Here is a 15,529-nt window from a genome sequence, read left to right on the forward strand (position 1 = left end):
GTCCGTTTGTCCAATGTTAGTTATTAAATTCTAAACTAAGTTTTTCAATTATTTTAAACAAATTGCTTACACCTGATTTGGTTATTTCATATCCAAATTCATTCATTAGTTCTGTTAACTCAGCATAAGATGCGTTTGGATTTTGAATTCTCAGATCACAAAGATAAGAAGCTTTTTCAGAAAGTCTTTTTGTTGCTAAATTAGCTTGAATTTTACTTATTTGATCTATCTGTTTTAGACCAGCAGATAATGTTTTCTTTTCATTTGATATATCAATATTATTAACTCTATTTACGTTATTTGAAACATCACGCATAATTCTTTCATTTTCAAAATTCATTACTGCTTGATATGCATCAATAAACTTCAAAAAATCTGAAACCATAATCGCTTTTTTGATATAGCAAATAAATAACTTGTCGTTTCTTTTTAGGATTTTAAAATCAAAACCATACTTATTCATTAACTTTATTATATATAAAGCCGATTCTTCATCTTTAAATTGTAGTTCAAGATGATAATTAGTAGTTTCTGGAGAATTAACTGAACCAACAGAAACAAAGACTCCTGCCATATAAGCACGTTTTAACTTAGTTAATTCATCTTTATTTTTTTCTTGCTTTAATGGTTTAAATTCAACTATCTTAGTATTATTTTCATTTCAAATATTTAATTCTCTTAAAAACTCTGATATCTTACCTATCAAAGTTATTTGATAAGTTTTATTTTGTTTAAGTGTTTGAGTTTGAGAAACAGAAATTTCAATATGACCATCAAACATTTTTTTGCAAAGACCAAAAATACTTCTTGCTATTTTATTGCTAATTGATGTTAGTTTTAATTTTTCAGTTCCTGATCCCCAAATGAAGTCTCCATTATATTTAATAAATCCTGCTAAAAAAGCTTGTCCTAAATTATCATCAAAGGTGTGTGAAATAACTTCTTCTTTAACCGTTAATGCAAAAGACATAATTTCACTCCCCCTCTTAATTTTAATTTAATGAAAAATATTCTTTTTCGTATAAGTATCCATTTTTTCTGAATAATATTGGTATTCAATATTGAGATGCAACCATTCCGATTAAACCTATCATTGCAGATATTAATATCAGTGATAATGATAATGGTTTGTCATACATCACAAATAAATGATCATCAGGTCTACTTAATTCTAGGAAAAATCTTACAAAATTTCATGCAAAGAAATATGCAAAACATTCTACTCCGGCTTTTGTTGAAATATATTCATTCAATTTATTTGCCTTATTTATTTCTTTAGGCTTTAAATATTTAGTTCTATTCAACTCTAAACTTTTTAAATATTCTTGTTTAGCTTCTTCATCAATATTTCTAAAATAAGCTAAGTTTCAAATATCTCTAGCTGATTGAATTTGATCACTTGATTTTTGTCAAGGCATAAATCATTGTTTAATTGAAAATGATAAGCTGTAATTATATTTACCTGTCTCAACTTTTCAAGGTTTTTTACTTATTCATTTAGTTATATTAGGAATAATAAAAGTAATTATTACTCAAGCTGCTAATAAACTTAAAGATTCATAAAGGAATATTGGAGATAATTGAACTAAATCACCTTGATTAAATGAAACTCCATTTGAAAAGGTTCCACCAGTTTTAGCTTGAACCATTAAATTTCTTGATATTCAATCTGGTAAAAATTTATAATGACTTCCAACTTCTTCTCACTTAACATTAGACAAAGTTCCCCATGTTCCTGCTTTAGCTACAACTCCAACAGGGGCTCCCATAACTTCATGATTAAAGAAATTTCCTCATCTTCCAATTGCTTGACCCAAAAGAATGTTAGGTACTATTGCATCTGCATAAACTAACATAGAAGTTTTTGATTTTCTTCCAACAAAATAGAAAAGTATTAATCCTGCAAGTAATCCTCCATAAACTCCACCATGAATTGCCATACCAGCATTTCAGAAAGCAAATAAACCTCAAAAGCCAACTCCATTAGCATTAACTCCAGGTGAATCAGCATTTAATTTACCAAAAAAACTAGCACCCATAAGTGAAATTGGTATACAAATAGCTATACCAATTGAAAGCTCTGTCACATTTAAACCTTTTTTTCAAAATTTATATAATGTGAATAGTATAGCAACAATCATACCAAGAGTCATAGCCATTGGGTATATTCCTATACCACCATACGTTGCTTCTACTCCTCCTCAATGCACAGGTTCAGAAAAACTGTCTCCTTGCGTTCAATTAACATTTTTTGTAGATCAAAAAACTGAAAAAAGAACTATCACAACAATAAAAAGTGATGCTCATAATCCTATTGAAATTCACTTTAATTTGTCATGTTTAAAATCAAACGAAATTTTATTTATCTTAAAATCTTTTATATTCATATGATCACCTTTCTACTTTTAAATATCTTTATAGTTCTTGTACGTAATTAACTGCCATTTGGCCTGCTAATGCTCCATCTCCTGCAGCAATAGCTATTTGTCTTAAAGGAACATCCCTAACATCTCCTGCTATGAATAAACCTTTAATATTAGATTTTAATTTAGCATCTCCGGTTAGGTAACCTTCACTTTTATCTAAATTAAGATTTTCTAAAAATTGAGTTACTGGAGTTGCTCCTATATATGGAAATAAACCAGTTACAGGTACAGTTTTAATTTCTTTTGTAATAACATTTTCAATTTCAACAGATACTACTTTATCAATACCATTAACTTTTTTAACAACAGAATTCATTACAAATTCAACATTTTCAAGTTGTTCTAATTTAGATAAAGTTACAGGATCTACTCTAAAATGATCTTTTCTTACAACAACATATAACTTACTTACAAATTTACTTAAATATATACCCTCTTCTACAGCTGAGTATCCTCCACCAACTATGGCAACGGGATTTCCTTTATGAAATGCTCCATCACAAACAGCACAATAACTAACACCTTTTCCATAAAGGTTATCTTCACCTGGTATACCAAGTTTATTTTCTAACGTACCTGTTGCAACAACAACACTTAAAGCTTCAATTATTTGCCCATTTAAAGTAGTTACAATAAAATGATTGTCCATTTTTTCAATTTTAATAACTTCATCATATACAAATTCAGCTCCAAGATTCATTACTTGCATGTACATTTTCAATGCAAGATCTGGTCCTTTTATACTATCAAAACCTGGGTAGTTTTCAATTGTATCAGTTTTAACCATTTTTCCACCTGGTGCTTCTTTTTCTAAAATGATTGTTTTCATTCCAGCTCTTGCTGCGTAAACCCCAGCAGTCAAACCTGCAGGTCCACCACCAATGATTAAAATATCTTTTAAATTTTCATTAATATGTTTTTTCATATAATCACCCTATTTCTCTTCATTTATATGGAATTACAAATTGCGCCATAACAATAATAAATATTCCTGTTAATATTATTAAACTTAAGACTAAAAAATTGGCAACCACATGATTTGGAATCATATATTCTGTAGCTTGTCTTTGAGTTTCTAATATTGTTCTTAGTATACCATAACCCAATATGTAACTACCAGAAGCTATTCCACTTCTTGCAACAATAAAATTATTAGGGTTATTAGCTTTTTCTAATTCTTTTCCATATGGATTAAATCCTAAATATCTTTCACCAAATGTAAAATTTTTAGTTATCTCTTCTTTTTTTTCTGCTAGTTTTTGTTTTTCTATAATTATGTTTTTTTTATAATCTTCTTTTAACTGATTTTGCAAACTTTGTTTTGTAAATTTATACTTTTTATTAAGCTCTAATTTCATTTTTTCTAATTTAACTTTTAATTGTTTTTTATCATTTTGATATTTAAGAGTAGTTTTATATAAATCACTTTTTCATTCTTCAATTTCAGCATACAATTTCTTGTTAGCTTCATAATCTGGTTCAACTCAATAATATGCTTTATTTCAAACACTTCTTAAACTCATTGTTAATTCCAATCTTTCACCATTCTCAGTTTGTACTTTAACTTTTCTATATTTAACAGGAGCTAATGTATATCAGTCTTTTAGCTTATCTTCTGATATAGTTTTAAATTTTGGATTTCATAAACATGGAAAAGCTTCAGGACAAAGTTTTCATGGATTATTTCCCTTGTTTGAGAATCTATTGATGTTTCTAACACCAAATGTTATTAACATTCATAAAACTATGTTACCTAAACCTTCAATTAAAAATAATGGAGATCTATATTGAAATAAATCTTTACTTGTTAAAAGTTTTGTTAAAGAATCTCCTGTTTCAGAATTCTTTCATGCATCGGTGATAGACGTATTTAAAACTCCATTCAAATAAATACTTTGAAATCATAAGGGATCATCATAAATGTGTTTTCCTGGTTGAAGCGGATTCTCGTAATACATAAGGTTTGGAAAATAAAATAACCTATATTTAATAAAATTAGGCATTCATGAAATACTTTCATAACTTACTGGATTTCCCAAAATTTCTTGATTATATAGATTGCCTCATCTACCAAGTGCATGACCTAATAAAATATTTACTAAAATTAAATCTAGATAAACCCACATTGAAATCTGAGTTACTTTACTTCTTTTATAAAATCATCCAAAACCTGCTGCTGAACCTAATAAAAGAGCTCCAAAAAATGACATACCTGGTTGTCAAAAGAAAAATATTTTATAAAAGTTTGATCAGCTTTGGTAATTAGGTAAAAATACTTTCCCAAAAAAAGTTCCACCTATAATTCCTATAGGCACTATTATTACAATACCTATTTCCAATTCTCTAAGAGGAATTTTTCTTTTATTCATTTGAATAGCTGTTATTAAGATTACTAAACATATACCTAAAAACATAAAGACAGGATAAGCAGGTACTAAACCAAAAAGAAGACGCATGTCTCCTGGTGTAGTATTTTGACTTAATAATCATTTATAATAATCATCGTATGTGTGTCACATTTTTCCTCTATTCTGCTAATTCACTATTTCTTTTAGCTAATAATTCAATAATATCTTGAGCATCAGAACTTTCGTTAACTTTTAATTGCCCAACTGCGGCTTCTATAATATTTGCTAAGTTTCGCCCTGCACTAACAGGAACTCTTAAGTAAGGTACTTTTAATCCTAAGAAATCTTTTTGAGTTCATTCATTACCTAATCTATCAGTATTGTCAATTCCACCTTCTTGAAATTTAAATAATTCAATACCCATATGTATTTTTGTCTCAGGCATTATTAATTGTTGTCCTTGAACTTTTGAAATATCTATTATTCCAATTCCTCTAACCTCAATTAAATTTTGTAAAAGAGCATGTGATTTACCAAATAATTCACTATTTCTATTTGAAATAACTATTCTATCATCACCAACAAACAAATGATTTTTTTTCATTAATTCCAGAGAAACTTCTGATTTACCAATCCCTGATTGTCCAAAGATAAGAACTCCTTTTCCATAAATATTCATTAATGTAGAATGCACTTCTATTGTTGGAGCAAAATATAAATCATAAATATCTAATATTTTTTGAGTTAATTCACTTGTTGATGGGTAATTAATTTTTAATAACGGGAAGTTTAATTCTTTTGCTATTTTGCTTAATCTTTCGTCTGTGAATTTTTGAGTAACTATTATCACTGGAGAACCCATTTTAATTAGGTTTTTATATTTTTCATATGCTTCTTCATCTGAAAATTGAGACATGTAGTTATTTTCTTTTGAAGACATTAAAATTGCACGCTTATGTTTTTTATCTTCTTTTTCATTAAAATAACCAGTCAACTCTAATCCAGCACGGTTAAGTCCATAAACTGTTATTTCACTATCAATATGTTCAGCTCCTGAAATGATTTTAAAATCAAACTTATTTACTAATTCTTTTATTGTTAATTTACTCATCTTTAAAACTCCTTGTTTTTATTATTATAATTTTACTATAATTGTTTATTAAAAAAATAATAGTAAGCAAATATAAAAAAGCAAACTACTTATTTGCTTTTTTCTTTATATGAAATTTCAATTCTCCATGTCTTAAAAACCATGGCTTTGAGGGTTGTTGTATTTCATTTTTTAATAACAAACTAGAAATTTTTAAACATGCAAATAAGCTTGGGATAAAAATCAATAATTCAATAGGAAGAATAATTATTTTTTTAACATAATTAATTGTTGCTAAACTTCCTAAACCACTAGCTACCAAACAAATTGGTGTTATTAAAAAACTTGTTATTGCTAAACTAAAAATTAAAAACAATATCATTTTAATAAATCAAAAATTATTCTTCTTAAAAATAAATACCAGCGATCCACAAAAACCAATAAATATTTTTGAAAGCATAAAACCAAAATGAAATGTACCAGTTATATTAATCATTGATCCAACTAAATCAGAACAAAAACCAGCCATAATTCCACCTAATGGACCGAAGACCATTCCGGCAAAGAAAATCATGAAATTACCAATCATAATTCTAAATCCAAAAACCATTGAATACCCTATAACGTTAGTTAATATAATACTCAATGCAACTATTAAACCTAATAATGTTATATTTTTAACAGTGAATTTTTTTGCATGTATTTTATCAATAAAAATACCAATAAAAAACATAGCGAGAATAAGTAACATAGCAATTATATTAGTAATTCAAAATAACATGATTATTCCTTCTTTCTATTTTTCTAACAAATATTTATAAACCAACGGTATAAAATACAAACTACCACAAATTATAATATTCTTTTCAGAAAACTCTATAAATTCTTTTCAATTTTTAACTTTATTTATATGGTTAACTAAATCAATATCTCAGGCCTTATGAAAATCAAATGTTGTTATGTTTACATTTTCAAAATTCTCATCTAACATTGTTAATATTTTTTGATGTTCTTTACCATCAATTGCACCATATAAAACTGTTCAATCTTTTTTATTGCTGACACTTGAAATAAGTGCTCTAACTCCATCTACATTATGAGCACCATCTATTATTATTTTTTTCTCTTTAAATTCCAACTCTGTAAATCTACCAGTTAACGAATTTAAATTTAAACATGATAAATCTTCTATCTCTAAATCTTGAAGTATATTTTTAACTACACCTTTGTTACCTTTTTGATATTCAATTCTTTCTTTTTCATATTTATCAGAATATATAATGCTTGCATTAACCTTAACTGCATTTTTAATAGTTTCAAAATGCTCTTTATTATCTGCACTAACATATAAAGTTGAATTTTCTTTTACTATTCCAACTTTTTGGTCAATTATTTCTTCAATTTTATTACCTAATATTTCTGTATGATCAAAAGAAACAGATGTTAAAATTGCTGCTATCTGATTTGAAAATAAATTTGTTGAGTCTTTTAAACCACCTATACCTGCTTCAATTACAGCAATATCAACTTTGTTATCATAAAAATACATAATTGCTATTAAAGTTCATATTTCAAAAAATGTTAAATTGTAGTCTTTAATAAATTTTTCAACTTTTAAAATATATTTTTTTAGATCATCATCACTTATTGGTTCGTTATTAATTTGAATTCTCTCATTGTGATATAAGAAAGCTGGAGAAATAAATAATCCAACTTTTTTATATTTTGTTTTTAACCCATTAGACAAGAAAAAAGAAGTGCTTCCTTTTCCGTTTGTTCCAACCACGTTAATAGTTGGTATGTTCTTTTCAATATTATTTAATTGTTTTAAAACTTTATCTAAATTGTATTCGTTTTGAAATCTTTGTTGAATAGGTATTAAAAACTTATCTACTGAAATCATTATATAAATATTCCTTTAAATAAGTTCCTGTATATGAACCTTTTGTATCAGCAACTTGTTCTGGTGTTCCAGCAGCAACAATCAATCCACCACCAATTCCACCTTCTGGTCCTAAATCTATAACATGATCAGCAACTTTAATAAAGTCTAAATTATGTTCGATTGCTACTACAGTGTTTCCTAAGTCTACTAATTTATTTAAAACATGAACTAATCTTTTAACATCATCAATATGTAAACCAGTTGTTGGTTCATCTAATAAGAATATTGTTTTACCTGTTTGTTTTTTTAGTAAATAAGTAGATAGCTTAATTCTTTGAGCTTCTCCACCAGATAAGGTTGTAGCTGATTGACCTAATCTTATATATCCTAAACCAACTTCAAGAATTGTATCTAGTTTATCTTTGATGCTTGGAATGTTTTCAAAAAAGGCTGCAGCTGTTTCAACAGTCATATTTAAAACATCAGCTATTGTTTTTTCTTTAAACTTAACTTGTAAAGTTTCATCGTTATATCTTTTTCCTTCACAAATTTCACAAACAACTTCAACACTTGGCATAAATTGCATTGAAATTGTTATTACACCATCACCAAAACAATGTTCACATCTACCACCAGGTACGTTAAATGAAAATCTTCCTTTTTTGTATCCTCTAATTTTAGCTTCAGGTAGATTTGTAAATAAATCTCTTATGTCATCAAACACACCTGTGTAAGTTGCAGGGTTTGATCTTGGCGTTTTACCAATTGGTTCTTGTGAAATAAAAATAACTTTATCAATATTTTCTAGACCATTCATTTTACTAAATTTTCCAGTTACTATTGTTTCTCTTGCTAGATTTTTTCTTATACCTTTATAAATAATATCTTCTAATAAAGTTGATTTACCACTACCACTTACTCCTGTAATTGCAATAAATTTATTTAATGGAATAGAGACATTAACATTTTTTAGGTTATTTTCTCTTGCGCCTACAATATCAATTTTTTGTCCATTACCACTTCTACGTTTTTTAGGAACGGGAATAGATTCTTTACCAGATAAATATCTACCTGTAATTGTGTCTGACTTTAATATTTCATCATAAGTTCCACTAAATGTAATTTGTCCTCCGTGCTCACCAGCTTGAGGTCCAACATCAACAATTCAATCAGCTGTTTTCATTGTATCTTCGTCATGTTCAACAACTATTAAAGTATTTCCAAGATCTCTTAAATGTTTCAATGTTTTTATCAGTTTATCATTATCTCTTTGATGTAATCCGATTGATGGTTCATCAAGTACGTATAAAATACCTGTTAGTTGACTACCAATTTGTTTTGCCAGCCTAATTCTTTGTGCTTCTCCACCAGATAGAGTAGTTGCAGTTCTCGCTAAATCTAAATAACCTAAACCAACTTCATTTAAAAAACTTATTCTATTTGTAATTTCTGTTAAAACTAAGTTTGCTATTTGTGCTTGAGTTTGAGTTAATTCAACATTTAAAATAAATTCTAATTCATCTTGTATACTCATTTTTGTAAAATCAAAAATATTTTTATCAGCAATTTTTATTGATAATGCTGTTGGGTTTAATCTAGCCCCATCACATGACTGACAAACACTTGAAGACATAAATTTTGTATATCATTTTCTAATTTCTTCAGACTTTGTTTCAAAATATCTTCTTTGAATTAAATCGGCAACCCCTTCAACAAAATCATATGAATCATATCTTCTTCCACTACTACTTAATAGTTTTATTTCAATTTGTTCTTCACTACCTCTAAGAATTGCTCTAATTTGTTTATTAGTAAGTTGATCAATTGGTAAATTCATATCAATGTAGTAGTAATCACATAAAATTTTAAATTTTTGTCATTCTAAATTATCTGTATTTAAAAAGTTTTTAAAGTAAACAACTCCACCTTGATTAATTGATAAAGATTTATCTGGAATTATTAGTTCTGGGTCAGAAACTAATCTAACACCTAAACCATCACAATCTCCACATGCTCCTAAAGGTGCATTAAATGAAAATAATCTTGGTTCTAATTCTGGTATGTTAAATCCACAAATATTACATGAGTATGAGTTTGAAAATAAATTATCTTCTTTATTTTCAGTTTCAGGGTATTTTATTTTCACTAAACTATTTGAATATTGTAAAGCGATTTCAATTGCAGAAAAAAGTCTTGAATGAACTTCATCATCATTATGATAGATTAGACGATCAACAACAATATCAATATTATGTCTTTGATTTTTATCTAAAATGATTTCTTCTTCTAACATTTTGATTTCACCATTTATAGATACTCTAATAAAACCTTCAGCTAATAATTTAGCTAGTAAATCTTTATGTGTTCCTTTTTTATCTCTTGCAACTGGAGATAAAACATAAACCTGTTCATTATCTTCAGTTGTACTTTTAATATTATTAATAATTTCTTTAATTGTTGCAGCATGTATTTGTCCATGGCCGTTAATACAATATGGTGTCCCAACTCTTGCATAAAGCAATCTTAAGTAATCATAAATTTCAGTCACAGTTCCCACAGTTGATCTTGGGTTATGAGATGTAGTCTTTTGGTCAATTGAAATTGCGGGGCTTAAACCTTCTATTGAATCAACATCAGGTTTTTCATTTCCACCTAAAAACTGTCTTGCATATGCTGAAAGGGATTCAATATATCTTCTTCTACCTTCGGCATAAATTGTTGCAAAAGCTAATGATGATTTACCACTACCACTTAAACCAGTAAAAACAACTAGTTTATTTTTTGGTATTTCTAAGTCAATGTTTTTTAAATTGTTTTCTCTTGCACCTTTTATTACTATTTTATTTTCCATTATTTTACCTCACTTTTCTTAGCTTCTAATTCAATTATTGTGTCTCTTAAAACTGCTGCTTTCTCAAAATCTAGATCCTTTGCTGCTTGAATCATCTCAGCTCTAATATCATCAATAGTTTTTTGATAAGCTTCTTTTTTGCCTTTTGCAGTTTTTTGTTTTTTAATTCTTTCAAGTTCTTTTTTAGTTGCTTCACTTAAAGTTGATTGATTGATTTTCTTTGTTATAGTTACTGGAGTTATATTATGTTCTTTATTATAAGCTTGTTGGATTTCTCTTCTACGATTTGTTTCATCCATAGCTTCTTGCATAGATGTTGAAATTGTATCTGCATAAAAAATAACTTTACCATTCGCATTTCTGGCAGCTCTACCAGCTGTTTGAATAAGTGATTTTGTATTTCTTAAAAAACCTTGTTTATCTGCATCTAAAACACAAACTAAACTTACTTCAGGTAAATCCAACCCTTCACGTAATAGGTTAACTCCAACAACCGCATCATAAACACCTCTTCTAAGATCATTTAAAATATCACTTCTTTCAAGTGTTTTTAATTCTGAATGTAAATATGCTACTTTAACATTTCTTTCTTGTAAGTAACTTGTTAAATCTTCACTCATTCTAATTGTTAAAGTTGTAATAAATATCTTTTCATTTGATTTTTTTCTTTCATGAATTTGTTCAATTATATCTTCAATCTGACCTTCTGTTTTTTTAACTTCAATTACAGGATCTAATAACCCTGTTGGTCTAATAATTTGTTCAACAACTTCATGATTAACAAGATCTAATTCATAATCACCTGGTGTAGCTGATGTATAAATTACTTGTTTTAATTTTCCTGTAAACTCCTCAAAATTTAAAGGTCTATTATCTAATGCTGAAGGCAATCTAAAACCATACTCTACAAGAGTCTGTTTTCTACTTCTATCTGTATTATACATACCTCTAACTTGAGAAACCATTATGTGTGATTCATCAATTATTGTTAAAAAATCACCTTTAAAATAATCTAATAAAGAATAAGGAGTTTCTCCTGGCGCTCTAAAATCTAAGTGCGCAGAATAATTTTCAATACCACTACAAAAACCAAACTCTTCCAAACTTTCTAAATCATATCTTGTTCTCTGATCTAATCTTTCTGCTTCTAATAGTTTTCCTTCTTCTTTTAATTCTTTAAGTCTAACTGCAAGTTCTTCTCTTATGTTTAAACAAGCTTGTTTTAACTTATCTTCAGGTGTCACATAAGCTTGCGCAGGATATATTGTAACAGTTGAGATTTTTTCAATTAAAGCACCAGTTACAACATTTAACATATCTATCATTTCTATATGATCATCAAACAATGAAAAACGATACATAGCTGATAAAGATCATCCTGGAACTACTTTTATAACATCACCTTTTACACTAAAAGTACCTGGTGAATTTTCAATGTCATTTCTTGTATATCCTGTCTTAACTAAATATGTCAATAATTCTCTTTTAGAAAATTTTTGCCCAGTTTTCAATTCAAAAAAACTTGATGCATATTGAACAGGATCTTGTGATGGATATATTGCGGCAACAGATGCAACTACTATTGTGTCATTAGAAATTGACAATGCATTCATAGCACTCATTCTCAACATATCAAGTTCCATATTAATTCTGGCATCTTTATTAATATATAAATCAGTCGCAGGTTTATATGCTTCAGGTTGAAAGAAGTCGAAATTTGAAACAAAATATTCAACTCTATTATTAGGGAAGAATTCCATCAACTCATAATACAATTGCATAGCTAAAGTTTTGTTATGTGCAAGAACTAAAGTTGGTTTATTAATCTCTTTAATTATGTTTGCCATTGTAAATGTTTTACCAGTTCCAGTAGCACCTAAAAGAACTTGGTGTTTTTTATTTTCTTTTAAACCTTTTAATAAATTTTCAATTGCTTTTGGTTGATCTCCCCCAGGTTTAAAAGAACTATTTAATTCAAATTTTTTATCACTAATATATTTCATTTTTGCCCCTTTTCTATTGAATAATGACTAAAACACTAGAATTTGCTCTAGTGTTTAGTTCTAACCAATTCTTGTTTTGGCAACTTCCCCACCATCATTGTCATCATCGATAACTGATTTCAAAGAACTTGCATCTTTTTTAATTAATTCAATTTGTTCATATAGCGCAATAATAACATCTTTTGCTATATTTATAAGATTTTTAGTTTTATCATCTGATACTGTTTTTAGTTTTTCTTCATACTTAGAAATAATTTCTTCTTTTGAAGTTGAACCAATGTTATCAATACCAAGTATTTCTAACATCTGATCTATTTCATCTTTTCCAAGATTGACAGTTTTATTTTCTGAATTTTCTCTTCGCTTTTGAATTTCAATAACTAAACCTAACATGATATCTCTTTGTATTGATAGTTTTTTAATATCGTTTTGATTGTCTGCTTTAGAAATTAACTCATCAAATTTTGCATTAATATCTTTATTATTAATATTTGCTTTTGTTAAACCAGTAGATTCTAAGATGTCATCTATTATTTCGTCAGTAATTTCTATTTTTTGAGATTCAACGTTTTGTTCAGGATCTCTTATAATAATTTTTGATAGTATATCTACTACTTCTGAAGCTATATATATTTTTGTTTTATTAAACAATTCTGTTGCTTGTTCAACATATACAGCAAGAGGGTTATTTTGGGCATACTGTTGTAAATAAATACCAGCTTTTAATTTTGAAGCTATATCTATGTGTCTTGTTCAGTATTTGTCAAATGAAGTTAAAACATTCTTTCTTTCCATTTGAAGAACAACATCATCAGGTATGTCAATTACTCTTGCTTTATAGAATTCAAGCATCGCTTCTGCTAATTGCACTGCTAAATTCATTTTTTCTTTATTGTAGAAATCTTTTGCAACAAATCTTTTATGTGCAACAAGTTTACCATCGATTGATTTAAGTAGTTTTTCAGCGTTTAAAGTTTTTTCACCATGAACTATTTCAGAATTTTCTTCAATTATTTCATATGCTACTGTTATTTGGAATTTTTTAATAACAACTTTTAAATTATCAGCTCATAGAATTGAATCACGTTGAGCATACATAGCTTCACGTTGTTGTGCCAAGATATTATCATAGTCTAAAACGTTTTTACGTTGGTCAAAGTTTAATCCTTCAAGTTTTTTCTGAGCATTGGTAACTGCTCTTGTGAAGAACTTAGATTTTATATGCTCATCGCCTAAACTTAAAAAGCTTTTTCTTGCTCTAGGTGAAGCAAATCTAATCATTAAATCATCTTCCATAGAAATATAGAATCTTGACATACCAGGATCTCCCTGACGCCCACTTCTACCTCTTAATTGATTATCAATACGTCTTGCTTCATTTCTTTCAACTCCAAAAACAACTAAACCACCTAAGTCTTTAACTTCTTGACTTAATTTAATATCAGTACCACGACCAGCCATGTTTGTAGCTAGAGTAATAGCGTATTTTTGACCAGCTTGAGAAACTATATCAGCTTCTCTATCGTGGTTTTTGGCATTAATCATTTCAAAATGTAATCCTGCTTTTTCTAAATAACGAGCAATTTGTTCAGATGATTCAACACTTGTTGTACCAATAAGGATTGGATTACCTATTTCGTTTACAGTTTTAATGTCTTGGATTAATTTTTTTAAAGCAGCATGTTTAGTACCAAATGTATAATCTGGTTCATCTTTTCTTATAACAGGTCTATTAGTTGGACAGACAACAACTCTTGTATTATAAATTTTAATAAATTCTTCTTCTTCAGTTTTTGCAGTACCAGTCATCCCTGAAAGTTTTGCATATAAACGATAAAAGTTTTGATATGTAATTGTTGCTAATGTTGTTGTTTCTTCTTCAATTTCAACTTTTTCTTTTGCTTGGATAGCTTGCTGTAATCCATCTGAATAAGCACGTCCTTTTAAAATACGTCCTGTAAATTGATCAATTAATTCAACTTCACCACTGGCAACAGTATATTCAACACCTTCTTTAAAAGTAAAGTGTGCTTTTAATGCATTTAAGATTAAGTGAAATATTTCAGTATTTTCTAGAGCAAATAAATTTTCTAAAGAAAAGAAATCCTTTGCTTTTTTCATTCCAGTTTCTGTAAGATAAACTTGTTTTGTTTCTAAATCAATATCAATATCTTCTTTGTCATTTACTTTTTGAGCGAACTCATCAGCAGCTTTATATAAATTAATTCTTGAAGAACTACCTCCAGAAATTATTAAAGGTGTTCTAGCTTCATCAATTAAAACTGAGTCAGCCTCATCAATAATTGCAAAGTTTAATTCTCTTTGAACTTTATGTTCTTTATCAACAACCATATTATCTCTTAAGTAGTCAAAGCCTAATTCAGCATTTGTTGTATATGTAATATCAGCATGATAAGCTTCTCTTTTAAAGTTTTTTGGCATTCTAGTTCCGTTTAATCCAACTGTTACACCAAGCAAGTCAAAAACTTGACCATTTATTTCAGAGTCACGTCTTGATAAGTATTCATTAACAGTAACGATGTGAACACCCTTACCAGTTAAACTATTTAAATATGCTGGAAATAACCCTGTAAGTGTTTTACCTTCTCCAGTTCTCATTTCAGCAATATCACCAAAGTGTAAAATTATTGCCCCTACTAATTGAACTTTATACGCATTTAATCCTAAGACACGGTTTGCAGCTTCTCTAGCTAAAGCATAAGCTTCAACAACTAAATCATCTACATGTTCTCCATTTGCTATCCTATCTCTTAATTCCTGAGTTTTGATTGCAAAATCTTCATTTGCAAGTTTTTTCATTTCAGGTTCTAATGAAAGAATTTCGTTTGCATATTTTCCATACATGCGAAGTAAACTTTTATCTGATGCCATTTTGCCTCCTACTTAATAAATTTTTAACTTTAAT

General features: G+C 28.1%; 10 protein-coding genes. All 10 read right to left on the reverse strand.

Annotation, left to right across the window (positions count from 1 at the left end; genetic code table 4):
- Positions 1–16 precede the first annotated feature (16 nt).
- Positions 17–970, reverse strand: coding sequence for a DNA-binding protein WhiA (whiA, locus tag T314_RS0102510; RefSeq protein ID WP_029512038.1), 954 nt, complete (start codon positions 968–970; stop codon positions 17–19).
- 22 nt (positions 971–992) lie between these two features.
- Positions 993–2,387: a prolipoprotein diacylglyceryl transferase family protein gene (locus T314_RS0102515; protein ID WP_029512039.1), complete on the reverse strand. Its 1,395-nt coding sequence runs from the start codon at positions 2,385–2,387 to the stop codon at positions 993–995.
- 28 nt (positions 2,388–2,415) lie between these two features.
- Complete coding sequence (locus T314_RS0102520) at positions 2,416–3,351, reverse strand: NAD(P)/FAD-dependent oxidoreductase (RefSeq protein WP_029512040.1); 936 nt, start codon at positions 3,349–3,351, stop codon at positions 2,416–2,418.
- The gene (locus T314_RS0102525; RefSeq protein ID WP_029512041.1) at positions 3,335–4,945 is read right to left on the reverse strand and encodes a prolipoprotein diacylglyceryl transferase family protein; all 1,611 of its coding nucleotides are present in this window, start codon (positions 4,943–4,945) and stop codon (positions 3,335–3,337) included. Before T314_RS0102525 ends, T314_RS0102520 begins: the two co-directional genes overlap by 17 nt.
- A 7-nt stretch (positions 4,946–4,952) precedes the next feature.
- A complete protein-coding gene (gene hprK / locus T314_RS0102530; RefSeq protein WP_029512042.1) occupies positions 4,953–5,885 on the reverse strand; it encodes an HPr(Ser) kinase/phosphatase in 933 nt (310 codons plus the stop codon).
- Between the two features lie 85 nt (positions 5,886–5,970).
- On the reverse strand, positions 5,971–6,645 hold the full coding sequence (locus T314_RS0102535; RefSeq protein WP_051612889.1) for a folate family ECF transporter S component: 675 nt from the start codon (positions 6,643–6,645) through the stop codon (positions 5,971–5,973).
- 15 nt (positions 6,646–6,660) lie between these two features.
- Positions 6,661–7,767: a bifunctional folylpolyglutamate synthase/dihydrofolate synthase gene (locus T314_RS0102540; RefSeq protein WP_029512044.1), complete on the reverse strand. Its 1,107-nt coding sequence runs from the start codon at positions 7,765–7,767 to the stop codon at positions 6,661–6,663.
- A complete protein-coding gene (gene uvrA, locus T314_RS0102545) occupies positions 7,751–10,600 on the reverse strand; it encodes an excinuclease ABC subunit UvrA (protein WP_029512045.1) in 2,850 nt (949 codons plus the stop codon). The genes T314_RS0102540 and uvrA overlap by 17 nt, the downstream gene beginning before the upstream one ends.
- Positions 10,600–12,603: an excinuclease ABC subunit UvrB gene (gene uvrB, locus T314_RS0102550; protein ID WP_029512046.1), complete on the reverse strand. Its 2,004-nt coding sequence runs from the start codon at positions 12,601–12,603 to the stop codon at positions 10,600–10,602. Before uvrB ends, uvrA begins: the two co-directional genes overlap by 1 nt.
- A 60-nt stretch (positions 12,604–12,663) precedes the next feature.
- Positions 12,664–15,495, reverse strand: a complete 2,832-nt coding sequence (gene secA, locus T314_RS0102555; RefSeq protein ID WP_029512047.1) for a preprotein translocase subunit SecA — start codon at positions 15,493–15,495, stop codon at positions 12,664–12,666.
- Positions 15,496–15,529 lie beyond the last annotated feature (34 nt).

Origin of the sequence: Mesoplasma grammopterae ATCC 49580 (assembly GCF_000701525.1) — a bacterium.
Classification (GTDB): Bacteria; Bacillota_I; Bacilli_A; order Mycoplasmatales; family Mycoplasmataceae; genus Mesoplasma; species Mesoplasma grammopterae.